Origin of the sequence: Ectopseudomonas khazarica (assembly GCF_017915135.1) — a bacterium.
Classification (GTDB): Bacteria; Pseudomonadota; Gammaproteobacteria; order Pseudomonadales; family Pseudomonadaceae; genus Aquipseudomonas; species Aquipseudomonas khazarica.
In genome coordinates, this window is the sequence record NZ_CP068551.1 from 3,969,700 (window position 1) to 3,994,184 (window position 24,485).

The 24,485-nt window shown below is 66.5% G+C and carries 15 protein-coding genes; 3 read left to right on the forward strand and 12 right to left on the reverse strand.

From position 1 onward, the window contains the following. Positions 1-12: 12 nt before the first annotated feature. The 3 genes from JLK41_RS18730 to prfB all read right to left on the reverse strand — a co-directional run bounded on the left by JLK41_RS18730 (position 13) and on the right by prfB (position 3,594). Positions 13-726 carry a TetR/AcrR family transcriptional regulator gene (locus JLK41_RS18730; RefSeq protein WP_210389576.1) on the reverse strand — a complete coding sequence of 238 codons (714 nt, stop codon included), beginning with the start codon at positions 724-726 and terminating at the stop codon, positions 13-15. A 156-nt stretch (positions 727-882) separates the two neighbouring features. Continuing rightward, positions 883-2,385 (reverse strand): lysine--tRNA ligase, encoded by a 1,503-nt coding sequence (lysS, locus tag JLK41_RS18735; RefSeq protein ID WP_210389577.1) that lies wholly within the window; start codon positions 2,383-2,385, stop codon positions 883-885. A 113-nt stretch (positions 2,386-2,498) separates the two neighbouring features. Beyond that, a protein-coding gene (gene prfB / locus JLK41_RS18740; RefSeq protein ID WP_134677070.1) for a peptide chain release factor 2 occupies positions 2,499-3,594 on the reverse strand; the annotation gives its coding sequence in 2 pieces (ribosomal slippage) (positions 2,499-3,521 and positions 3,523-3,594; 1,095 coding nt in all). A 150-nt stretch (positions 3,595-3,744) separates the two neighbouring features. On the opposite strand from prfB, the gene JLK41_RS18745 reads away from it, so the two are divergent. Beyond that, a complete protein-coding gene (locus tag JLK41_RS18745) occupies positions 3,745-5,388 on the forward strand; it encodes a sensor domain-containing diguanylate cyclase (protein WP_210389578.1) in 1,644 nt (547 codons plus the stop codon). Here JLK41_RS18745 and JLK41_RS18750 read toward each other — a convergent pair. After that, positions 5,381-7,033, reverse strand: a complete 1,653-nt coding sequence (locus JLK41_RS18750; protein ID WP_425321827.1) for a GMC family oxidoreductase — start codon at positions 7,031-7,033, stop codon at positions 5,381-5,383. The genes JLK41_RS18745 and JLK41_RS18750 overlap by 8 nt on opposite strands. A 206-nt stretch (positions 7,034-7,239) precedes the next feature. On the opposite strand from JLK41_RS18750, the gene JLK41_RS18755 reads away from it, so the two are divergent. Then, on the forward strand, positions 7,240-9,015 hold the full coding sequence (locus JLK41_RS18755; RefSeq protein WP_210389579.1) for a SulP family inorganic anion transporter: 1,776 nt from the start codon (positions 7,240-7,242) through the stop codon (positions 9,013-9,015). 13 nt (positions 9,016-9,028) lie between these two features. Here the strand turns inward: JLK41_RS18755 and JLK41_RS18760 are convergent, their stop codons facing one another. Then, on the reverse strand, positions 9,029-9,772 hold the full coding sequence (locus JLK41_RS18760) for a tellurite resistance TerB family protein (protein WP_210389580.1): 744 nt from the start codon (positions 9,770-9,772) through the stop codon (positions 9,029-9,031). Positions 9,773-10,153: 381 nt separating this feature from the next. Here JLK41_RS18760 and dapA point away from each other — a divergent pair, with 381 nt between their 5' ends. Next, positions 10,154-11,020, forward strand: a complete 867-nt coding sequence (dapA, locus tag JLK41_RS18765; protein WP_210389581.1) for a 4-hydroxy-tetrahydrodipicolinate synthase — start codon at positions 10,154-10,156, stop codon at positions 11,018-11,020. 18 nt (positions 11,021-11,038) lie between these two features. Here dapA and recJ read toward each other — a convergent pair whose 3' ends face one another. The 7 genes from recJ to JLK41_RS18800 form a co-directional block, all read right to left on the reverse strand. Further along, complete coding sequence (gene recJ / locus JLK41_RS18770) at positions 11,039-12,748, reverse strand: single-stranded-DNA-specific exonuclease RecJ (protein ID WP_150606094.1); 1,710 nt, start codon at positions 12,746-12,748, stop codon at positions 11,039-11,041. A gap of 186 nt (positions 12,749-12,934) precedes the next feature. Then, positions 12,935-13,474: a YaeQ family protein gene (locus JLK41_RS18775; RefSeq protein WP_037049391.1), complete on the reverse strand. Its 540-nt coding sequence runs from the start codon at positions 13,472-13,474 to the stop codon at positions 12,935-12,937. 64 nt (positions 13,475-13,538) lie between these two features. Then, positions 13,539-14,978: a sucrose phosphorylase gene (gtfA, locus tag JLK41_RS18780; RefSeq protein WP_210389582.1), complete on the reverse strand. Its 1,440-nt coding sequence runs from the start codon at positions 14,976-14,978 to the stop codon at positions 13,539-13,541. 96 nt (positions 14,979-15,074) lie between these two features. Beyond that, on the reverse strand, positions 15,075-17,786 hold the full coding sequence (locus JLK41_RS18785) for a DEAD/DEAH box helicase (protein ID WP_244976440.1): 2,712 nt from the start codon (positions 17,784-17,786) through the stop codon (positions 15,075-15,077). Beyond that, the gene (locus JLK41_RS18790) at positions 17,786-18,475 is read right to left on the reverse strand and encodes a phospholipase D-like domain-containing protein (RefSeq protein ID WP_037049398.1); all 690 of its coding nucleotides are present in this window, start codon (positions 18,473-18,475) and stop codon (positions 17,786-17,788) included. The genes JLK41_RS18785 and JLK41_RS18790 overlap by 1 nt, the downstream gene beginning before the upstream one ends. 177 nt (positions 18,476-18,652) lie before the next feature. Further along, positions 18,653-19,204 (reverse strand): rhomboid family intramembrane serine protease, encoded by a 552-nt coding sequence (locus tag JLK41_RS18795; RefSeq protein ID WP_037049400.1) that lies wholly within the window; start codon positions 19,202-19,204, stop codon positions 18,653-18,655. Further along, on the reverse strand, positions 19,201-24,438 hold the full coding sequence (locus JLK41_RS18800; protein ID WP_210389583.1) for a DNA repair ATPase: 5,238 nt from the start codon (positions 24,436-24,438) through the stop codon (positions 19,201-19,203). The genes JLK41_RS18795 and JLK41_RS18800 overlap by 4 nt, the downstream gene beginning before the upstream one ends. Positions 24,439-24,485: the final 47 nt, after the last annotated feature.

The following is a 24,485-nucleotide window of genomic DNA, read 5'->3' on the forward strand; positions in this document are numbered from 1 at the left end:
GAGATCGAGGACTTACAACCCCAGAACCAGGTTCATGTAGCGCTTAAGGATGGCCAGCATTCCTTGGCTGTCCAGATGCTCGACACCGTCCAGCAAGCCCTGATACTCCATCCGCATGATGGTGGCCGTCAACAGCACGGCATCCTGCTCCGGCTGGCGCGAACCGAGCACCTCGAAGAAGTGGGTGACGCCCTGCTGGAGAATCTGCCGATGCGCCCGCACCAGGTCGCTCAGGCGCGGGTTGAGCAAGGCTTCCTGCTGGAACGCCTGCTCGGCGATCAGGTGGTCACGCCGATCACGCAGCTGGCGCTGGACGTACTGCACCGCCAGCTCGGCGATCTCGTCGGCCAGTTGCCGGCGCGCCTGCTCGCTGCCGTCGAGACGCCCGACCAGCTCCTGCAGCACGCCCTGGGTGCCGGCCCAGAATGCTGCCATCTGCGCAGCGCTGCGCTCGACGAACTGGGCGAAGGTATCGGTGATCAGGTCATCGATGTCCTTGAAGTAGTAGGTCGTGGCGGACAGCGGCACCTGAGCCTCGGCCGCCACCGCGCGATGGCGCACCGAGCGCACGCCATCGCGCACGATGATGCGCATGGCCGCGTCGAGAATCGCCTGGCGCCGCTGCTCGCTGCCCTGGCGGCTGGCCTTGCGCCCTTGATACTGGACACTCTCGACGACGGCGCTGGCCGCCTGACTGGCATTCGGGGACGCAGGCACAGGACTCACGGCGGGAAGACCTCTACGTTCTGATTATGAGGGGCAGAGTACTGGGTTCGCCGATCAACCAAAAGGCCGGATGCGCCTGCCTGTCGCACCGTCAACGAACCGCGGGCAGAAAACAGATAGCAAGAAGCCGCCCTTGGGCGGCTTCTTGCTGGACCATCAGGCCTGCGGGCGCATGTGCGGGAACAGGATGACGTCGCGAATCGACGGCGAGTTGGTCAGCAGCATCACCAGGCGGTCGATGCCGATGCCCTCACCGGCGGTCGGCGGCATGCCGTATTCCAGCGCGCGAACGAAGTCGGCATCGTAGTGCATGGCCTCGTCGTCGCCGGCGTCCTTCTCGGCCACCTGAGCGAGGAAGCGTTCGGCCTGGTCTTCGGCGTCGTTGAGCTCGGAGTAGGCGTTGGCGATCTCGCGGCCACCGATGAACAGTTCGAAACGGTCGGTGACGCTGGGGTTGTTATCGTTGCGACGGGCCAGCGGCGAGACCTCGAACGGGTACTCGGTGATGAAGTGCGGCTGCTCCAGCTTGCTCTCCACCAGTTCCTCGAAAATCATCACCTGCAGCTTGCCCAGGCCTTCGTGGCCGAGCACCTTGGCGCCGGCCTTCTTGGCGATGGCACGGGCCTTGTCGACGTCATTGAGGTCGGCCTCGGTGAGGTCCGGGTTGTACTTGAGGATCGAGTCGTACACCGACAGGCGCACGAACGGCTCGCCGAAGTGGAACACCTTGTCGCCGTACGGCACGTCGGTGCTGCCCAGCACGGCCAGGGCCAGCTCGCGGAACAGTTCCTCGGTGAGGTCCATGTTGTCGCGGTAGTCAGCGTAGGCCTGGTAGAACTCGAGCATGGTGAACTCGGGGTTGTGCCGGGTCGACACGCCCTCGTTACGGAAGTTGCGGTTGATCTCGAACACTTTCTCGAAGCCGCCAACAACAAGGCGCTTGAGGTACAGCTCCGGGGCGATACGCAGGAACATAGCCATGTCCAGCGCGTTGTGATGGGTCTCGAACGGCTTGGCCGCGGCGCCACCGGGAATGGTCTGCAGCATCGGGGTTTCGACTTCGAGGAAGCCGCGCTCGTTGAGGAAGCGACGGATGTGCGCGATCACCTGCGAACGCACGCGGAAGGTGTGGCGGGTTTCCTCGTTGACGATCAGGTCGACGTAGCGCTGGCGGTAGCGCTGCTCGGTGTCGGTCAGGCCGTGGTGCTTGTCCGGCAGCGGGCGCAGCGACTTGGTCAGCAGGCGCACGTCGGTCATGTGCACGTACAGGTCACCCTTGCCGGAGCGCGCCAGGGTGCCTTCGGCGGCGATGATGTCGCCCAGGTCCCAGCTCTTGATCGCTTCCAGGGTTTCGGCCGGCAGGCCCTTGCGGTCGACGTAGACCTGCAGGCGACCGGAGGTGTCCTGCAGCACCATGAAGGCGCCACGGTTGAGCATGATGCGCCCGGCGATCTTCACCGGGATGGCAGCGGCCTCCAACTCTTCCTTGCTCTTGCCCTCGTACTGTTTCTGCAGCTCGGCGCACAGGCTGTCGCGGCGGAAGTCGTTGGGGAAGGCAATGCCCTGCTCACGGACGGCAGCAAGCTTTTCCTTGCGCTGGGCAATCAGCTTGTTTTCTTCCTGTTGCAGTTCGTTCTGGTCGAGTTGTTGGTCGCTCATGGTCGCTTTATCTGCCTGGCGTCTAGATCAAATGGGGTTTGGTAGGAGCCCGCTTGCTGGCGATCACGCTCCCGAAGAGCATCGCCAGCAAGCTGGCTCCTACAGGGTAAGGCTTACAGGCCCTGCTTGAGGCTGGCCTCGAGGTAACCGTCGAGATCGCCATCGAGCACCTTCTGGCAGTCGCTACGCTCGACACCGGTACGCAGGTCCTTGATCCGCGAATCGTCGAGCACGTAGGAGCGGATCTGGTGCCCCCAGCCAATGTCCGACTTGCTGTCTTCCAGCGCCTGCGAAGCGGCGTTGCGCTTCTGCATCTCCAGCTCGTACAACTTGGCCCGCAGCATTTTCATGGCGGTGTCCTTGTTGGCGTGCTGCGAACGTTCGTTCTGGCAGGCCACCACGGTGTTGGTCGGCACGTGAGTGATCCGCACCGCCGAGTCGGTGGTGTTGACGTGCTGACCACCGGCCCCGGAGGAGCGGTAAGTGTCGATGCGCAGGTCGGACGGGTTGATCTCGATGTCCACCTTGTCGTCGATCTCCGGCGAGACGAACACCGCCGAGAACGAGGTGTGGCGGCGCGCGCCGGAGTCGAACGGGCTCTTGCGCACCAGACGGTGCACGCCGATCTCGGTGCGCAGCCAGCCGAAGGCGTACTCGCCCTTGATGTGCACGGTGGCACCCTTGATACCGGCGACTTCACCTTCGGACAGCTCGACGATCTCGGCACTGAAGCCGCGCTTGTCGGCCCAGCGCAGGTACATGCGCAGGAGGATGTTGGCCCAGTCCTGGGCCTCGGTGCCGCCGGAGCCGGCCTGGATGTCCAGGTAGCAGTTGTTCGGGTCCATCTCGCCGCTGAACATGCGGCGGAATTCCAGCTTCTCGAGAATCTCGCGCAGGCGCTCGACTTCGGCGGCGATATCGCTCACCGCGCCTTCGTCGTTCTCTTCGGCGGCCATTTCCAGCAGGTCCCTGGAGTCGGCCAGGCTGCCGGTGAGGTCATCGATGGTTTCGACAATCTGCGCCAGCATGGCGCGCTCACGGCCCAGGCTCTGCGCGTACTCGGGCTTGTTCCAGACGCTGGCGTCTTCCAGCTCGCGGTTTACTTCGACCAGGCGATCATGCTTGTGATCGTAGTCAAAGATACCCCCGAATCGACTGGGTTCGCTCGGACAGGTCCTTGATGGCGTTGAGGATCGGATTGATTTCCATGGTGGTCGGCGCTCGCGGCAAATCGGACGGAAAAGCCGGCGATTATACCCGAGCCGGCCCAGGCTGGCAGCCCACTATCGGCAGTCAATCGCAACTCTCTGGATCAACGGTGCATATACTGAGCTGACGACTTCAGACGAGCCCCGCCCCATGCTCCCATCACACAGCATGCGCAGCCATATCGCCCTGTTCATTGCCGTCCTGGTCAGCCTGCTCTGCACCCTGCTGGGGTCGTTGATCAGCCAGCACAGCAGCCAGCAGATTCGCCAGAACGTCGGCGGCGACCTGGCGGAGGTGTCGTTCGCCATGGTCGGTCGCCTCGACCGTGACATGGCCTCGCGGGCCTCCGTACTGCGCCTCCTTGGCAACCAGCAGGCGCTGCTCGCGCCGAACGACTCGCGCGAGATACGCCGCCTGCTGGACAGCCTGCAGCAGGAAATGCCGAGCATGTCCTGGATCGGCTTTACCGACCCGCAAGGCCTGGTCCTGGCCTCCAGCAACGGCGTGCTCGAGGGTGTCAGCATCGCCCAGCGGCCCGTCTACCTCCAGGGCCGCGACGGCCTGTTCATCGGCGATGTGCATGACGCGGTGCTGCTCGCCAACCTGTTGCCCAACCCGACGGGCGAGGCGATGAAGTTCGTCGATATCAGCCTGCCGATTCATGGGAGCGACGGCAATCTGGTCGGCGTGCTGGCCAGCCACCTGTCCTGGGCCTGGGCCGACGAGGTGCGCCGGTCGATCCTGGCGCCGAGCCAGGACCGCCACCTGGTCGAGTTCTTCGTGATCGGTCAGGATCACAGCATCCTTCTCGGCCCGCGCGCTATGATCGGCCAGAAGCTGGAGTTGCCCGTTCTCGGCGAACTGCAGCCTGGCCAGAGCCGCTGGAGGATTCAGCGCTGGCCCGATGGCAAGGAATACCTGACTGGCCTCACCCTGAGCCAGGGTTATCAGGACTACCCCGGCCTGGGCTGGACGGTGGTCGCGCGCCAGTCGCTGGAGCAGGCCTATGCCCCGGCCCATGAGCTGCGCACCAACATCCTGTTCATCGGTGGCGGACTGGCGCTGATCTTCGCCTTTCTCGGCTGGCTGATTAGCGGCTACTTCACCCGCCCGCTGCAGGACATCGCCAGCGCAGCGGATCGCCTCAGCGCCGGCGAGGCGACGGAAATCCCCGAATTGCAGGGCAGCCGCGAAGTACGCCAGCTGAGCCATTCGATCCGCCACCTGGTGGAAAGCCTGACCCAGCAGCAGACGGCCCTCGGCGTGATGGAAAGCCTGGCTCACCACGATGCGCTCACCGGGTTGCCCAACCGCATCGCCCTGGAGAAATTCCTGCCCCTGGCACAGCAGCGCAGCCGCCTGCTGCAGGGCTGCCTGGCCCTGCTGTACCTCGACCTGGACGGTTTCAAACCGATCAACGACACCCATGGCCACGCGGCTGGCGACCAACTGCTGGCCGAAGTCGCACAGCGCCTGCGCCACTGCCTGCGCGAGGGCGACATGGTCGCGCGCCTGGGTGGCGACGAGTTCGTGATGGTGCTGCTGGTGCCCGAGCAGGACGCCCAGCGTCATGCTCAGCTGGTGGCCGAACGCACCATCGCCGCGCTCGGCATGCCCATCACGCTGGAGGCGGGACAGGTCAACATCGGCTGCAGTGTCGGCGGCGCGATCTGGCCACAGGATCACGACAACCTGGGCAACGTCCTGCAACTGGCCGACCTGGCGCTCTACCAGGCCAAGCACGGGGGGCGCAACTGCGCCCGCTTTCATCAGCCAGCGGCTGACCTCAGCTGAGCGCGACGGCCTGGGGCGCAACGACGCTCGCCGGGCGCTGCGCATCCTCGGCGATCATCTGCGCGGCCTTCTCGGCGATCATCAGTACCGGCGAGCAGGTGTTGCCGGAGGTGATGCTCGGCATGATCGACGCGTCGACCACGCGCAGCCCGGCAACGCCGTGCACGCGCAGACGCGCATCGACCACGGCGTCGCGCCCCTGGCCCATCGCACAGGTGCCGACGGGGTGGAAGATGGTGGTGCCGATCTCCCCCGCCGCCTGCCGCAGGTCCGCGTCGCTGCGATAGTCCGGCCCCGGCTTGTATTCCTGCGGGTGGTAGGGGACCAGTGCCGGGGCCGCGGCAATCTCGCGGGTCAGGCGAATCGCATCGGCGGCCACCTGCAGATCGCGCTCGTCACTCAGGTAGTTGGGGCGGATCGCCGGCGCGACACTGGCATCCGCCGAGCGGATTTCGACGCAGCCACGGCTCTCCGGGCGCAGGTTGCAGACCGACGCGGTGAACGCGGGGAAGTCATGCAATGGCTCGCCAAAGCGTTCCAGCGACAACGGCTGCACGTGATATTGCAGGTTGGCGCGCGCCTGACCGGGGTCGGATTTGGCGAAGGCGCCGAGCTGGCTGGGCGCCATCGACAGCGGCCCGCTGCGCTTGAGCAGGTACTCCAGCCCCATGCCCAGCTTGCCCCAGGGCGTGGCGGCGATGCGGTTCAGCGTCTTCACCCCCTCGATGCGGTAGATCAGGCGCAGTTGCAGGTGATCCTGCAGGTTCGCACCCACCCCTGGCAGTTCGTGGCGCACGCCGATCCCCAGCCGTTCCAGCAGCGGTCGCGGGCCGATACCCGAGCGCTGCAGCAAGGCCGGCGAGCCAATGGCGCCGGCGCACAGAAGCACTTCGCGGCGCGCGGCGATGCGCAGCGCCCGCCCCTGCCAGCGCAGCTGCACGGCGCTGGCGCGGCCCTGCTCCAGTTCCAGGCGCTCGGCCTCGGCACCGGTCAGCACCTGCAGATTAGGGCGCTGGCCGATATCGCGCAGAAAGGCTTTCGAGGCGTTCCAGCGCACGCCGTGTCGCTGATTGACCTGGAAGTAACCGCACCCTTCGTTGTCGCCGCCATTGAAGTCGTCGATGCTGGCGATGCCGCGCTGCGCCGCCGCGTGGCGGAAGGCCTCGAGAATCTCCCAGGACAGGCGCTGGCGCTCGACCCGCCACTCGCCATCAGCGCCATGCAGCTCGCTGGCTCCGGCAAAATGGTTCTCCGAGCGCTTGAACAGGGGCAGCACGTCGCGCCAGGCCCAGCCCGGGTTGCCCGCCGCCGCCCAGCCGTCATAGTCGGCAGCCTGCCCGCGCATGTAGATCATGCCGTTGATCGAGGAGCTGCCGCCGAGCACCCGGCCACGCGGGTACTTCAGCGAACGACCGTGCAGGCCGGGGTCCGCCTCGGTGCTGTAGCACCAGTCGGTACGCGGATTGCCGATGCAGTAGAGGTAACCGACCGGGATGTGGATCCAGGGGTAGTTGTCCGGGCCGCCGGCCTCGATCAGCAACACGCTGACGGAGGGGTCTGCGGACAGACGATTGGCCAGCAGGCAACCGGCCGGGCCGGCACCGACGATCAGGTAGTCGTAACTCTCCAGGGGCAACTGCGCCATGAGCATCCTCGCGAGGCGGCGGATCGAAACCTCGAGCCTAACGGGCATCGCGTCGCAACAGTATGATCTTTTGGTCTGACATGCAGCGCGTGAATATCCCTGCAGAACCTCTGCGGAAACACCGGCAAGACAGTGCAACGCCGCCAGGCTGGTGAGGCGCCCCTACTCTGCGCTTTACTAGGCAGATGTCTCCCGAGCGCCACGCGATGCCCGCCCCTCACTACAAATCGCTTCCCGTCATCGTGCAGCAACGCGGCTGGCGACGCTGGCTCCCTGGTCTGCACACGCTGCTCCACTATCGCCTGGGCTGGCTGCCCAGGGACATCGCCGCCGGCCTGGTGCTGACCAGCATGCTGGTGCCGGTGGGCATCGCCTATGCCGAAGCCTCGGGCGTCGCCGGCATCTACGGCCTGTACGCCACCATCGTGCCGCTGCTGGCCTACGCCCTGTTCGGCCCCAGCCGCATCCTGGTGCTCGGCCCCGACTCGGCCCTGACCGCAGTGATTCTCGCCGTGGTCCTGCCGCTGTCGGGAGGTGACCCGCTGCGGGCGATCACCCTGGCCAGCATGATGGCCGTGGTGGCCGGCCTGACCTGCATCGTCGCCGGCCTGCTGCGCCTGGGCTTCATCACCGAGTTGCTGTCCAAGCCGATTCGCTACGGCTACATGAACGGCATCGCTCTGAGCGTGGTGATCAGCCAGACGCCCAAGCTGCTCGGCTTCTCCATCGACAGCCAGGGACCGCTGCAGGACATCTGGGCCATCGTCGGCGGCGTGCTGGACGCGCAATTTAACTGGGCCAGCCTGGCCATCGGCGGCGGCACGCTGGCGCTGATCCTGCTGCTGCGGCGCTTCAAGCGCCTGCCCGGCATACTCATCGCCGTCACCCTCGCCACCCTGGCGGTGGAGCTGCTGGACCTCGCCCGCCACGGCGCCAGCGTCCTCGGCGAACTGCCGCAGGGGCTGCCGGGCTTCAGCCTGCCCTGGCTCAGCGGAGTCGACCTGTCCGCCGTCGTGCTCGGCGGTGTGGCGGCGGCGCTGGTCGCCTTCGCCGACACCAGCGTGCTGTCGCGCACCTATGCCGCGCGCAGTGGCCGCCATGTCGACCCCAACCAGGAGATGGTCGGCCTGGGGGCCGCCAACCTGATCGGCGGTTTCTTCCAGGGGTTCCCGATCAGCAGCAGCTCGTCACGCACACCGGTAGCCGAGGCCGCCGGGGCACAGACGCAGATGGCCGGCGTCGTCGGCGCCCTAGCGGTCGCCCTGCTGCTGGTCGCCGCCCCCAACCTGATGCAGCACCTGCCCACCAGCGCCCTGGCGGCGGTGGTGATCGCTGCCGTGATCGGCCTGTTCGAGGTGCGAGACCTCATGCGCATCTATCGCGTGCAACAGTGGGAGTTCTGGCTGTCGATGGCCTGCTTCGCCGGCGTCGCCACCTTCGGCGCCATCCCCGGCATCGGCATTGCCGTGCTGCTGGCGGTGATCGAGTTTCTCTGGGATGGCTGGCGTCCGCACTACGCGGTGCTGGGCCAGGTCGACGGCGTACGGGGCTTTCACGATATCCAGCGCCACCCGGAAGCCCGCCTGATACCTGGCCTGCTGCTGTTGCGCTGGGATGCGCCGCTGTTCTTCGCCAATGCCGAACAGTTCCAGCAGTGCGTGCTGCAGGCGATCACCCGCTCGCCGACGCCGGTGCGTCGCCTGGTCATCGCCGCCGAGCCGGTGACCAGCATCGACGTCACCTCCGCCGACATGCTCGCCGAACTGGAGCAGATGCTGGCCGAAGCCGGCATCGAACTGCATTTCGCCGAGGTCAAGGGGCCGGTCAAGGACAAATTCAGGCGCTTCGGGCTCCTGCGGGAAAACCGCGAACAGCGTATCCAGCCGACGGTAGGCGCCGCAGTCGACGCCTACCTCGCCGATCATGACGTCGACTGGCAGGCCGAGAACGCAGTGCCGGGCCGCGCCTGGCACAGGGACTGATGTGCACGCCGCATCAGCGGACGCCGGACAGCTCCTGACGCACCTGCGCCTCCAGCTCGGCCTTCAGCGCCGGCGCCAGCTGCAGCTGGCGCGCCAGCTCCTCGAGGTAGGCACGCTCCATGAAGTGCTCCTCATCCACCATCAGCACGCTGGCCAGGTACATCTCGGCGGCCATTTCCGGCGTGGTCGCGGCGCCGGCGACATCGGCGGGGTCGAGCGGCTTGTTCAGCTCGGTGTGCAGCCAGCCCTGCAGCTCGGCGTCCTGCGCCAGCTTGCCGAGTTCCTCCTCGATCAACTGACGCTCGCGGGCGTCCACATGGCCGTCGGCCTTGGCCGCTGCCACCAGCGCCTTGAGAATCGCCCGGCTGTGCTGCTCGGCCTGCGGCGCCGGCAGGCGGTCCAGCGTCTGCGGCTCGAGCGGCTGCGCGCCACTCTGCTGGGCCTGCTGCGCCTGCCAGTTGCCGTAGGCCTTGTAGGCCAGTACGCCAAGCGCAGCCAGGCCACCGTAGACCGCCACCTTGCCGCCCACCTTGCGCACCCGCTTGTTGCCCAGCAGCATGGCCAGCGCCGCACCGCCGCCAGCGCCCTTGAGCATGGCGCCGAGATCGCTGCCGCCCTTGCTGCCGGAACCTGCGCCACCACCGAGCAACCCACCGAGCGCGCCGCCCAGCCCCGACGACGCACCGCCCGCCCCTTTCTGTTGCAGCAGGTCCTGACCGGATTTGAGCAGTTGATCGAGCAAGCCACGGGTATTCATTGAGCATCCTCCTAAGGAAATCCGCTCGAGTGTAGGCCTCGTCCCCTGGCCGGGCAGCCTGCGGAATGCTTCCAGATATTACCGTCGCTCGCGCTTGACAGCCGCGCGCCGGGCCAAGCACCATCGGCGAACGATTCATGCAACGGGCCTCCCATGTACGCCACCTGCGACCACAGCTCACTGCTCCCAGGCTTCCGTGCCTGCCAGTGCGCGTGCGTCGTCGTTGCCAAGAAATCCAAGAAACAGTCGCTCATTTGACCGGGGCGCGCTGTCCCGTCAGATGGGCTGACAGGACACCAGGCGCCAGGTTCATACCCTCCAGCACCTCTCCCGCACCCTCCCTGACGGCGACCAGACGGTCAGTCGCAAGGAGAGTTTCACATGTCCAGTTTCAGTGGTATCTGGGTCGCCCTGGCCACCCCGTTGCGCAACGGTGAGATCGACTTCGCCAGCCTCGATCGGCTGGTGCAGCGGCTGCTCGCCGATGGCGCGGCCGGCCTGGTGGTGTGCGGCACCACGGGCGAAGCCGCGGCCTTGAGCGAGGACGAACAACTCGCCGTGCTCGACGCCGTGTTGCGCCAGGCCGCGCCGCACCAGGTGATCATGGGCCTGGCCGGCAACCAGCTGAATGCCCTGCTCGATCGACAGCGGGAGATCCAGCGCCGCCCGCTGGCCGGGCTGCTGGTACCGGCGCCTTACTACATTCGCCCCTCCCAGGCCGGGCTGGAGCACTTCTTCACCACCCTGGCCGATGCCGCCAGCGTCCCGCTGGTGCTCTACGACATCCCCTACCGGACTGGCGTGCGGATCGAACGCGACACGCTGCGCCGCATCGTGCGCCACACCAATATCGCCGCCATCAAGGACTGTGCAGGCGATGCGGAAACCACCATGGCCCTGATCGCGGACGCACAGGTGCAGGTGCTTGCCGGTGAGGATACGCAGATATTCAGCACCCTGTGCCTCGGCGGCCATGGCGCCATCTCGGCCTCGGCGCATGTCCGCACCGACCTCTATGCGCGCATGCACGCGTGCGTCATGCAGGGTGATCTGCGCGGCGCCCGGCAATTGCACTATCGCCTGTTGCCCTGGATGCAGGCGGCCTTCTGCGAAGCCAACCCGGCGGCGCTGAAAGCGGCCCTGGCCCTGCTGGGGCTGAGCAGCGACGAGGTGCGCGCACCGATCCTGCCCTGCTCGCCGGCCAACCGCGAACAGCTGCACCAGGTACTCGAAGGCCTGGCGAATTAGCTCCCGCGCTGCCCCGCCTCAGCGCGGGGCGATATGCGCCACCATCAGCTGCACGCTCTCGTTGCCGCGAAACTCGTTGAGGTCGAGCTTGTAGGCCACCTCGGCCCAGCGCAGCGTGGGGTTGGGCCAGATGTCGCGGTCGATGTTGAAGGCGATGCCGTCGAGCTGCACGCTGCCGCACTCGGTCTTGAGCACCAGCTTCAGGTGACGTTCGCCGACGATGCGCTGGCCCACGATCTGGAACACGCCGTGGAACAGCGGCTCGGGAAAATGCTGGCCCCAGGGCCCGGCATTGCGCAGCGCACGAGCCAGTTCGAGGTGAAACTCGGTGGCGTCGAGCTGACCGTCGGAAAGCAGCCTGCCGGTGAGGTCATCCTCGCTGAGCTGACGGCGCACCTCGGCATCGAAGGCCGCGGCGAAGGCACCGAAATGTTCTTGTCGCAGGGACAGCCCGGCGGCCATGGCGTGCCCGCCGAACTTGCTGATCAGCCCCGGATGTCGCGCCGCCACCGCGTCCAGCGCATCGCGGATATGCAACCCTGGCACCGAGCGCGCCGAGCCCTTGAGCATGCCATCGCCAGCATCGGCGAAGGCGATGGCCGGACGGTGGTAGCGCTCTTTCAGGCGCGAGGCGAGGATGCCGATCACCCCCTGGTGCCAGTCCGGCTCGAACAGGCACAGGCCGAACGGCATGTCCGCCACCGGCAGGTCCTTGAGCTGGGCCAGCGCCTCGCGCTGCATGCCCTGCTCGATGGCCTTGCGGTCCTGGTTGAGCTGGTCGAGCTGCACCGCCATGTCGCGGGCCAGCGCTTCGTCGTCGCAGAGCAGGCATTCGATCCCCAGGCTCATGTCGTCCAGGCGCCCCGCCGCATTCAGTCGCGGGCCGAGGATGAACCCCAGGTCGGTGGAGGTGATGCGCCGATGATCGCGCCCGGCCACTTCGAGAATCGCCCGCAGCCCGGGCCGCGCACGGCCGGCACGGATACGCGCCAGCCCCTGGTGGACCAGGATACGGTTGTTGGCATCCAGCGGCACCACGTCGGCCACGCTGCCGAGCGCCACCAGGTCGAGCAGCTCGCCCAGGTTCGGCTCCTGGCGAGTGGCGAACCAGCCGCTTTCACGCAGGCGTGCCCGCAGCGCCAGCAGCACGTAGAACATCACCCCGACCCCGGCCATGGCCTTGCTCGGGAACTCGCAGCCGGGCTGGTTGGGATTGACGATGGCGTCGGCCTGCGGCAATTCGGGCCCCGGCAGGTGGTGGTCGGTCACCAGCACCTTGAGTCCGGCCTCCTTGGCCGCAGCCACGCCTTCGACGCTGGAAATGCCGTTGTCCACGGTCAGCAGCAGGTCGGGCTGGCGCTGCAGCGCCACGGCGACGATCTCCGGGGTCAGGCCGTAGCCGTATTCGAAACGGTTGGGCACCAGGTAGTCGACATGCGCCGCGCCGAGCAGACGCAGGCCGAGCACGCCGACGCTGCTGGCGGTGGCGCCGTCGGCATCGAAGTCACCGACGATGAGGATGCGCTGGCGCTGCTCGAGCGCCTCGACCAGCAGCTCCACCGCCGCCGTCATGCCCTTGAGCTGCTGATACGGAATCAGCCGCGCCAGGCCCTTGTCCAGCTCCTCGGCGGACTGCACGCCACGGGCGGCGTACAGGCGGGTCAGCAAGGGCGGCAGGTTGCCCAGGTCGGGCAACTGAGCAGGCAAGGGACGGGCTTCGATACGCATGAACAAAAGGTCGCTTTTCAGATGTGGCCCGGATGCAGTCCGGACATTGGGTAGGGGCGGCCCCGGATCGCATCCGGGCTACGGCTCGACACTCGCCGGGCTGATGCGCAGGGTAGGCGACGCTGCTCCATCCACCCCGCACACGCGTTGTGCTGGACGAAAAGACCGTCGTCCACCCTGCAAAGCTCAGCGCTGGCCGGCCAACCACTCCAGCGGAATCTCGTGCTGGCCGCGCTCGTCGGTGACGAACAGCTCGCCATCGCTGATCATCACGCTCCAGCTGAGCGAGCGCGGCAGGTCCAGCGACAGCTCGGCCAGCGCCTCCTGCCCCAGGGCCACGACGTTGATGTTCTTCAGGCTGCGCACCGGGTCGAGGCACTTGCCCTGCCACACGCGCAGGTTGCCGTAGGCCACCAGGCTGAACTTCTCGGTACGCCGCGAGCACCAGGTGATGCGCTCGCTGTCCGGTTGCCCCACCTCGATCCAGTGCAGCACGCGATCATCCAGGCTCTTCTCCCACAGCGCCGGCTCGTCGACGTCCGACAGACCACGGCCGAAGGCCAGTTGCTCGTCGTAGAACAGCGCATAGGCGATCAACCGCGCGGCCAGGCGCTCCTCGGTCTCCGAAGGATGGCGGGCGACGGTGAAACGCAGGGTCTGGTAGACGCTGCGATCCATGTCGGTGAGGTTCAGATCGATCTTGTAGGTGGTCGATGGCAGGGCCATGGCGGGCTTCTTGGCTGGTCGAAAGAGCGCAAGTCTACCGCGAAAGCATGGCCCCCGCCGACCTTCAGCAGGTCATGTGGCAGATCCCCCGCTGCTCGTCGCTGTACTCGATGTTCGCCTGCAGGCTGCTCAAGTCCAGGTGCAGGCGGCAGTAGTGCTCGCCATGGCGCCAAGCCAGCAGCAGCTGGTCATCCGCCGAATAGTTCTGCTCGAAACGCCCCTCGAAGGCCGGGTGCCGGCAGCGGAAACGCATCAGCGCCAGCAGGCGCTGCACCAGCGGTTGCTGCAAGGCCTGCTCGGCCTCCTCGACGCTGTAGTAATGGCGGTTGACGTCGCGGGCCTCGCCGGTTCGCTCGAGCAGATCGAAATCGTTGCAGCCGGCGAGCAGGCCGACGTAGTACACCTGCGGGATGCCGGGGGTGAAGAACTGCATGGCCCGTGCGGCAATGTAGGCCTCGTCGTTGCGCATCAGCGCCTCGTAGAAGGTGCAGGTCAGCTGATAGATGGCGCCCACGCTGTGCACGTTCACCGCCGAGCGGCGCAGGATCGGGTCGGCGCTGCGCGTCGAGATCTCGTCGACCAGGTACTGGATCTGCGCCTCGGGCAACATGCCCTCGACATCGGGAATGCAGATGCCGTCATGGGTATCGAGCACGGTGATCTGGTTGCGCGGGCACATGCGCAGCCAGTGCTTGAGGTAGCGGCTGCTCCCCGTGAGCAAGGCATGCAGCACCAGCGGCGGCAAGGCGAAGGCATAGGGGCGCATCTGCCGACGCGAGATGGCGTACTGGTAGCTGATATGGTCGTGCACCTCCGGGAGCATCTCGGTCTCGTACTTGGCCCCGGTTTCGCGAAACCATTCGAGGATGCGATAGACGTTCGGCTCCACCAGGAAGCAGCTGGTGCCAATGCGCTTGGTGGTGTAGCCGAAGGCGTCCAGACGGAACAGCTTGACCCCGCGCGCAGCGAGGAAGGCCATGTACTGCTCCATCAGCTGGTAGGTCTGTGGCGAATCGTAGTTCAGGTCGATCTGCCGTTCGGTGAAGGTGCACCAGACCCGGCAGGTCCCGCCGTTGGCCAGCCGCACGTCGCGAAACGGCTCCTTCTCCTTGCGGATATGGATCTTGGCCAGGTCGTCATGGCTGATCTCGCCCAGGCTGTCGACCTGCACGAACAGCTCCGCGTAGGGTGAGTCCTGGCCGCGCGCGACGAAATCGAGGAACTCCGGTGACTCGTCGGCGATATGGCTGATCACCAGGTCGACGCACAGGTCGAAACGCGCGGAGATGCGTTCGACATCCGCCCAGTCGCCGTAGCGCGGGTCCACCTCCATGTGGGTGAGCGGCGAGAAGCCAGCGTCGGCATTGGACGGATACAGCGGCAGGATATGCACACCGCCCAGGGCATCGCCCAGGTGCCGGTCGAGCAACTGGTAGAGCTCGCCCAGGTTGCGCCCCAGGCGGTCGGGATAGGTGATCAGTTGAACAGCATTGCGCAGTGTCATGAGCCCCCCGGCACAGTGTTGGTCTACCAAAGGCCTAGGCCACGATCGCCGCACGCGTCAAGCGACGCCGCGACGGCGCATCCGCGAAGCGGCGCCTCAGAGCCGCGCCAGCACCGCCTGCACGGCCTGCTCCGGCGCCTCCTGCCAGAGACCGTAGCTCAGCGGCAGGGTTTCCAGACCGGCGCGGGCCAGCACCAGGTAGCGCTCCAGTTCGAGAAAGCCTTCTCCTTCGCCAGGGAAACCGATCAGGTCGATGGCCAGGCATCTGTCACCGCGTCGGCAGAACAGATCCAGCACCTGCCCGGCCAGCGGGTAGTGGCTCCACACCCCGACGCCCTGCACTTCGAGCGCCTGGCACAGATCCTGGCGGGCGACATCGATGGCCCCTGCCTGCAAACTGACCGCCGGTTGCTGCTGAAATTCCAGGTAACGGCGCAGCAGATGGGTGGCCGGCAGCTGGCGTTCGTCACCACTGAACAGCAGCACCTGGCGCTCGCGGGCGCGGGTGATGGCCACGTTGAACAGGTCGGCGCGGTTCAGGTAGTGGGCCGCCTGGGTGGACTCGACGTCGATGGCGAAGCTGAGAATCATCAGGTCGCGCTCCTCGCCCTGGAAGCCGTAGGGCGTGTCCACCAGCAGGCGAAACGCGCGCAACTGCTCCAGCGGCATGCTCTCGCCAATGCGCTCGCGGATACGCTCGACCTGGTCGCGAAACGGCGACAGCACGCCAACGCTGGGCTTGAGCGGGCTGTCCCGGTAGGTGTCGAAGTGCTCGCGCAGCAACTCCAGCACCCGCTCGACCTCCGCCTCGTTGACCCCGTTGCGACCGCGTGCGCCCTCGACGCGCAGCAGTTGCAGGCTGTCGCAGGTGTCGCCACCGGGACGTTCCTTCATCACCCGCAGGCGCTGGTCGTAGAACAGCTCGTTGCTGAAACGGATCAGCGCCGGGCGGCTGCGGAAGTGCTCGTCGAGGAACACCACCGCGTCCTGGCTGGCCAGTTGCAGGCCGACCAGGTCCAGCACGCTGTTGTCGCGGTAGCTCCAGGCCTCGCGCTCGTCGGCCTGCAGCCCGGCACGCTGCAGCAGCTGCGCCTCGCGCACGCGGGAGAGAAAGGAGATATGCCGCAACTGGCGTGCGTCGCCGGTCACCACCGCGCGCTTGCTGCGCTGGAAGGCCGGTAGCGCCGAGGCGATGTCGCACTGGGTCGCCTCGTCCATCACCATCACGTCGAACAACCCGGCGCGCAACGGCAGCAGGCGGTGCAGCTCGTCCAGCGTCACCACCCAGATCGGGAACGCGGCCAGCAGGCGCGCCGGATCGATGCCCTCGAACAGCGCCAGCTGGCGCTGCGAATTGCGCGCACGGATGGCCTGGTTGTAGCGCACGAACAGGCTGCGGTCGGTCATCAGCAGACGCTTGAGCGCCAGGCTGTGATGGCTGTTGAGGTGCTCGCGGCTGAGCTGCTGGCGACGCCGCTGGCATTCACGCAGCTCGTCCAGCAACGCCCAGGGACGCACGCTGCTGCCGACCCGCCTGCGTACCCAGGGCACCTGCAGCCAGCGGCGCCAGAAGGCCAGGCTGCCGCGCTCGGCGCGCAGCAGCAGACGGCTCCAGCGCACGGCCTGCTCGCAGCGGGCCACGAAGTCGCCGGAAAGGCGGCGCTCGGCCAGGGTCAGCACCTCCAGCTCACTGCGCTGGCGCGCCTCGAGCTGGTCGCTGACATCGAAAATCTCGCCCTGCAGCATGCGCTGCAGGCGGTCGCGCAGAGCCTGGCGCAGGCTCTGCCCATCGCCCTCCAGGATACCCTCGCGCAGGCCGAAGTCCTCACGCAGCTTCTGCGCGATGACCCGCACGGCCTGGGCGCTGCGGCTGACCAGCAGCACGCTCTCGCCCTGCAGGTAACGATCCAGCGCCAGCGCCGCCAGGCTGTAGCTCTTGCCGGTGCCGGGCGGGCCGGATATCTGGCTCAGGCAATGGCGCGCGGCATTGTCCAGCGCGCGGCATTGCGCCAGGCTGAGCTGGGCCGGCAGGCGCTGCGGCGTGCTCGCGGCCACGGACAACGGCGCGTCCGGCGCCTCGCCGAGCAGTTGCAACAGGGCCGGCGACAGCTGCTGCGCCTCCTGCAGCAACTGCAGCTCATGGGCGATGCCACGGCTGCCACTGCCACGCGGCACCAGGGCGACGAAGGCGCCCGCCTGCAACGACAGGCTGCGCCGGCGCTGGGCCTTGGCCAGCGCCTCGCCGTCGACCAGCCGGGGAAAGCCTGCCGCCTCGCTGACCTCACGCACCTGCGTATGGCGCGCCACCCAGGCGAGCAACTGGCCCAGTGCCGTGGCGTCCAGCACCCCGCTGGGCAACGGCAGGCCGTCCAGGCTGTCCGCGCCACTTTCGTCGAACAGGCTGCGCAGCAGACGCCAGTTGCCACGCACCTGCTGCGGATCGATGACCAGCAACTGGGCCTGGCCATCGGCAGTCGGCTGCAGGCTGGCCTCGTAATACATCAGGGGGCCGCAGATGGCCCGCGATGCGCCGCCGTCCAGCTGCTGGCGACCACAGATCGGCAGCACGCCGTAGATCAGCTGCAGCTCACGCTGGTACAGCGTCTGCGCCTCGGCCAGCTCCCGGCCCAGCTCGGCCGACAGCGGCAGCAGCGGCACACCGCCGCTGGCCAGTTCCTCGTCCCCGTCGAGCCAGGCCCAGCGCTTGCCGGGCAGCCTGGCAATGTTGTCCAGGTCCAGGTCGCGGCTGTCGGCCAGGTAGCAGCTGCGGTAGAAACCGAGAAGCCGTTGGGCGTGAGGCTGAGTCATCAGTTGTCTGCGTAACGCGTCCAGAGCATCTCGAACTCGCGGCTGTAGGCTGCCACCAGTTGCGGATGGTCGATCACCAGCAGATTTTCCTCGTTGCTGGTACTGGCGCTGCGGGTCCAGTTGAAACTGCCGTTGAGCAGCAGGCGACCGTCGAACAGGGCGAACTTGTGGTGCATGTGGAAGGGACCGGCATCGATGCGCAGCGGCACGCCCTTGTCACGCAGGCGCTGGATGTCGCTGCCGGCATCGAACTGCTTTTCGTTGTCGCTGATCACCCGCACCGCGATGCCGCGCTCATGGCAGGCGAGCACCTCTTCGCTGAGCTGATCGTCGGAGATGGTGTAGACGCAGATCTCCACGCTCTTGCGCGCCTGGCGGCAGAGGTCGCGGATCTTGCGCCGGCAGCTCTCGCCCGGACTGAAGTGCGCCGTAGCATGCTCCACGCGCGGAGCGCTGCCGACGCTGTCGAGGGTCTTGATCACCTGCTCCAGCCACTTCAGCACCGGCTCGACATTGGTCGGCTCGCGCATCAGCTCACGGGCCAGGGCGAAGGCGCGGTTGCGCATGAAGCGCACCTGGTCGCTGCTCAGCTCGCTGCCCAGCTGGCGCAGTTCGTCGCGCTCCTCGTTGCTCAGACGCAGGTCGGCGAGGCTGTCACGCAGTTGCTGATCGAGATGGTTGAAGTCCATGCAAAGTCCTTTTTCATAATTGAAAAGCCGTTGAAAACGTAGGCGAGGCAGCCAGCGCAAGGCGCTACGTTAGTAACAGCCTCCGGCTGGTCAAAACGGCGAGGAAGCGGAGTTTACAGCTGTAAATGAGCATTCCGAGCCTGTTTTTTAACGCCGCGATGGCAACGCAGGTAGTTTTCAATGACCTTTTCGGCGGCGGCTCAGGGCGGCGTAACACACACCGCAGAACGCTCCCGCCAGGTGATATTCGAAAGAAACGCCGGCACGCGGCAACAAGCCGAAGAACCAGCCGCCATAGAGAAAGAACACCAGCACCGCCAGCAGCAGGTCGAGCAGGCTGCGCTCGAACCAGGCGCGTGCCAGCAACAGGCCCCAGAAGCCGAACAGCCAGCCGCTGGCACCGATGTGCAGGCCGGTACGGCCGAACACCCAGACCAGCAGGCCGCTGCCGATGATGATGAAGGCGCTGGAGAACAGGAAGTCGCGCCGTGAGCGCAACAGCACCAGGCTGCCCAGCACCAGCAAACCGCTGAGGTTGCTGAGCAGGTGCGCCCAGCTGCCGTGCAGCCAGGGCGCGAAGAGAATGCCCGGCAATGCCTCGACATGCCGGGGCACCAGGCCCCAGACGTTCAGGGCGCCGCCAAGGGCGCTGTTGGCCAGTTGCAGCAGCAGCATCGCACCACTGATCAGCAGCAGCGGACGCAGCTCAACCAGCCAGCCTCGCCTCACGGCGCCTCGTCATCCGCGGCGTCGCTGCGCTGCTCGTGTCCGAGCAGCGTGCCGAGGTCGCGCAGTTGGGTGGATATTTCCAGCATGCGGTTGTGCGTGCGCAAATCGATGTCGATCTTCTTGTCCATCGCCTTGATCAGCGGCAGGAAGCTGTTTTCCAGGCTGTCGGCCAGGTTCTCGAGCAATTTTTGCGTGCCCGGCTGCGCAGGTGCAACCACTTCCACCTGTGGCCGCAGCTTGCCGAGGTTGTCCAACCCCGCCAGCAGCTGCTCCCAGGGCACGCTGGGCGCCTCGGCCGCCGGCTTGCCGGCGCCCAGGCCACGCACGCTTTCCACCAGGTCGTTGAGCTGCGCCACCACGCGGCCACCGACATCGCTGTCGCTGCCGCCCATGGCCTTGTTGCGCATGAAGTCGCGTTTGATCTGCGCCCAGCGCTCGGCCTGCTCGGGCGTCTGATTGCCACGCAGCTCGGCGAGCTTGAGCAGGTTTTCTTCGGCACCGGTGGTGAGCAGTTGCGACTCGCCCTGGTAGTGGTCGGCGATCAGCTGCAGCAGCTCGCCATCGTTCATCACCGAGCTGATCTTCTCCGCCATCTTGTTCATGTTGCGGTAGCTGCCCTGCAGCTTGAACGGCGGCTCGGTACGGTACTGGTCGGCCTGCGCGGCGCTGACGATGTACTGCTGGTTGACCCGGCCGACCACGTCGCGCACCTGCATCAGGCGTTGCAGAGTCGAGGAAATCTCGTTGATCTCGGCGGCGCTGTAGGTGTGGCTCAGTTCATTGGCAGAGAACGGCTTGCCCTCGGCCTTGGCGACGAAACGGTAGACGTCGGCCATGTCGCGGGTGGCCAGCGGCGCCAGCACCGGGTTGGAGGTCAGGCTGTTCTCGATGTAGGACAGCGCGAAGGCCTCCTGCATGCCGCCCAGGGTGTCGCCCAGGTTGTAGATGTCGGCACGGTTGGCGAGCATGTCCGGAATCTTGAAGACTTCGCCGGACTCGGTGTAGGGGTTGCCGCTCATCACCACGCAGAACTTCTTGCCGCGCATGTCGTAGGTCTTGGTCTTGCCCTTCCACACGCCCTCGATGCGCCGGGTGCCGTCGCACAGCGAGATGAACTTCTGCAGGAACTCGGGGTGGGTGTGCTGGATGTCGTCGACGTAGAGCATGACGTTGTTGCCCATCTCCAGCGCCAGGTTGAGCTTTTCCAGCTCCTGGCGCGAGGTGGCGTCCGGCGCCTGCGCCGGATCGATGGAGCGCACCTCGTGGCCCAGCGCCGGGCCGTTGACCTTCATGAAGATCAGACCCAGGCGGTGCGCCACGTACTCCATCAAGGTGGTCTTGCCGTAACCCGGCGGCGAGATGAGCATCAGCAGGCCCATCAGGTCGGTCCGCTTATTCTCGCCGGCGGTGCCCATCTGCTTGGCCAGGTTGTCGCCGATGAAGCCCAGGTAGACGTCGTTGATCAGCTTGTTGCGCACGAACGACGACAGCGGCCGCGGCTTGAACTCGGCCAGGCGCAGCGCCTCGCGCTCGCGGTTGATGACCTCCTGACGCAGCGTCTGGTAACGCTGCAGCTGCGGCACGAAGTGCTCCAGATGCTGTTGCAGGCGGGCGAAGTAATCGTCGATGGCCAGCACCAGGGTCGCATCCTGCAGACGCGGATGGTCACCGAGCAGGCCGCTGACGCTGAAGCGCAGGTCGACCTCGGTGAAGCGCCGGGGGAAGTCGTCATCGAGCAGGCTGATGGCGATCGCCTCGGGCACGTAGTCGAGCAGCTCGCGCAGGGCCTCGTCCTGCGCGCACAGGCCATCGAGCCAGGTCTGCACCAGCGACCAGCGCTGCTGCGGGCGGCCGCGCAGGTTGTCGAGGGCCGCGCGGTAGTCGTCCCACACGTGGCTGGCCTGCATGCGCTGCTGCAGGGTGTCGAGCAGCTGGCGGGCGTATTTGCTGAAGGTGAACTCGATGGGCTTGGCCGCCAGTTCCTCGATCAGATAGGCCGCAGCCTGCTGACGCTGCGCGGCATCGACCGGCAGCGGATGCTGGGCGAGAAAGCGCTGCATCGCCGCATCGATTTCGTCCTGCAGGCGGCGGACACCATCGCTGCTGCCGAACAGCTGACGCAGGTGCAGGCTGCTGCGTGCATGCTCCGGCCACAGTTCGGCCTCGATGTCCGCCCCCCAGCGGTTCCAGAACAGCGCGGCGAACCCGCGCGCGGTGGGCGCGAAGCGCAGCAGGCCGGCGCTTTCGCGCAGCGGCAGCAGCTGGCTGAGGATCAGCGCCGCATCGTGGTCGTGGATGCCCTTCTCGTAGGCATCCTTGTAGCGCGGGGCGGCGAAGTCGCGGATCACCCGGGTCAGGCTCTGCGGCTGCGCCAGGTGAGTCTTGAGCAGGTCCAGGCTTAGCCCTTCACGGCCAGCCACGGCGGCGTCGAGCACCAGCCCGGCGAGGTATTCGGCGCGGTACAGCGACGGCGACTCGGACTCCAGCGACACTTGCCAGTAGTCACGCAGGCCTTCCAGTGTCTCGTCGCGCAGCGGCTCGAGAAAATCGGTGCCGGTCAGATGCAGGTACAGACCATCGCCACGCGGCATCAGGGTCAGGTCGAGTTCCTGGGTGTTGACGCTGAAACGGTGGCGCGGGCCGAGCTTGATAACGTTGCCGCCCTCTTCGAACAGCTCGCTCTTGTCGCGCAGGGCACGCACGGCCTGGTCGCGGGCGCCCTTGAGGCGCGCCTCGACGTCATCGGCCTTGACGCTGTCCTTGAGCTCGCGCAGGCGCTCGGCCATCTCGCGCAGCTTGAGAATCAGCGGGTCGGCAGCGAAGAAGGCGTTGAGCTCCTCCATCTGGGTCAGGCGCGCGGTGCGCCGGCCCAGGCTGTCGAGGATGCGCTGGGCGGCGTCGAGCACGCCCTGGGCACGGCGCTGACGGTCGTCGAGCAGGCTCTGCTTGTGCGACTCGAAGGTTTCCAGCAGTTCTTCGCGCTTGCCCAGGATGTCGCTGAGGAATTCCTCGTGATCGCCGAACTGGCTTTCCAGCTCTTCCAGCTGCACCAGCAGGCGGGACAGCTGCTCGTCGCACTTCTCCGGGTCCTGCGCCAGCGCCAGGGCGTTGGTGATGCCCTGGCTGAACAGTTTGAACTGGGCGCCGAACTGCGCCACGGTCTCGGCCGAGCCCAGCCCCTTGCGCCGCTGTTCGGCGCGCGCCTTGGCCTGGTTGAGGTGGGCATAGACCTCGGAAATCGACTCGACGATGCGGGTGCGCTGGGTGGCATCGTCGATCTTCAGCGACGCCATCAGGCTCGACAGCATGTCCAGGTTGCCGGCCATGGCCTGCATCTCGACCAACGGCTCGTTCAGCTGGGTGACGCTCTCGGCCTTCTGCGCCTGGCCATCGAGTTCACCCAGGCGCTGCACATAGGGTTGCAGGGCCGCGTCGCTGGCGAGGAAGTTCGAAGTGGCCGACGCCACGCGCTCCTGCGCTTCGAGCAACTCGGCTTCCATGGCGTCGATACGCGCCACGTCGATGTAGCGGTAGTCACGGATGGTCAGCAGCTGGCCGCGCTGCGCGGTGATGGCATTCAGCGCCTCGACGAAATGCTGCACCTCGTCCCAGCTGTCGACCAGCAGGCCGGCGAGCAGGCTCTTCTGCCGCGTCTCGGCCTCGGTCATGGCACGGGCCGATTGCTGGCGAATGCTCTCGACCTTCTCGAACTCGTCGAGCACCAGCTCGGAGGTGGCGGCCACCTCGCGCAGCAGCGGCGCCAGTTCGGCACACTGGGCGTCACCCAGCCAGTGGTAGACGTCGAACAGGCGACGGGTGTTCTGGCACAGCTGGGTGTAGCGCGCCACCGACACTTCGCGGCTGTCGATCTCGCGGCTCAGGTTGAGCAGGTCGGACACGCCGCGCACCAGCTCGGCATTGCCGATACGACCGAAGAAACCGCTGCGCGCCGGCTGGCGAGCCGCGTAATCGTCGCTCTCGAACGGCGTCTGCCAGATCTGCATCGGATGGATGCGGGTCGGCTCGCTGCCCTCGGCGGAGAAGATCACCATGCGCCCGTCCTCCAGGCGCGCGTAGCCGTGGCCGAAGATCGGGTTGTGCAGCTGACGCTTGATCATGTTGTAGGTGAACAGCGCCGAACGACCTTCCTCCGGGTGGTAGAAGATGTACTGCACGTCCTCGCCGTTGGGCGAGCGGACCGAGCGCTTGAAGCGCATGCCGTCCATGGGCTGTTCGAAGGTCTTGTACTCGCCGCTCTGCAGGTAGTAGCCGCCGGGGAAGATGATGCCGTGATCTTCCGGCAGCTGTACGCAGGCCAGGCCGATGGCGTCGATGCGCTCGACCTGGTTGGTCAGGCTGTTGAACACCAGGTAGCGCCACTGCTCCTCGCGGTAAGGCAGCACCTTGAGCAGGATCAGGCTGCCTAGGCGGGCGTATTCGATCTGCGCGTCGTCGAGCGACTGGGTCTTGTCCACGACGGCTTCGCGGTAGATGCCCAGGCCGTCCTGGGTATTGTTCTCGACCTTGATCGTGAGGTCGCCACCGACGGTTTCGACGAACACCGTGTCGAGGATGTTCATGTGCGGATGGCGGCCGGTGACCGCCATCTCGCGGGACGTCTTCTGCCATTCGAAATCGAACGGCGCCGGCAGGGCGATATCGCGCTCGCCACGGTTATCGATGTAGCGAACTTCCTTGCCGTCGGTGGAGATCGACCAGCGGAACACACGGATGTCGCTGACCCGTTCGCCGATCTGGAAGCTCGCCAGCAGCTTGCCATCGCGAATCGCCAGTTGCAGCAGACGGGTGTTCTTGTAATAGGTGTACAGCTCGTTGAAGTCGGCAACGAAGCTGGCCTGCGCCAGGAAGGAACCCTCCAGGGACACCGGCTCGGCATCGAAGCCTTCCGCGCCCTGCACCAGCCGGTAGAGGGAGAACACGTCGGAGATCGTGGTTTCCTTCTTCAGGCCGAGGAACACGTTGTAGCCGAACAGCAGGCACTCGCCGACCTGGACGATATCGCGGGCGATGCAGTTGTTCTCGGTGCGGATGCGGACCCGGCCGATGGCCTCCATCGCACTGCTGCCGAACTCGGCCAGGCGCTGGCCATTGAGCGCCTCGGTCAACCCGCGCAGGCGCTGCCCCTGCTCCTGCAGGCGCTTGTGCAGCACCTCGTAGGCGCCGCCCTCGGCGACGGCCTTGTCCAATACGTCCTGTGTCTGTACGTCCGACATCGTGTTCTTCCTGGATATGCGGCATCGAGCAGCCTCACCCGCGCAGT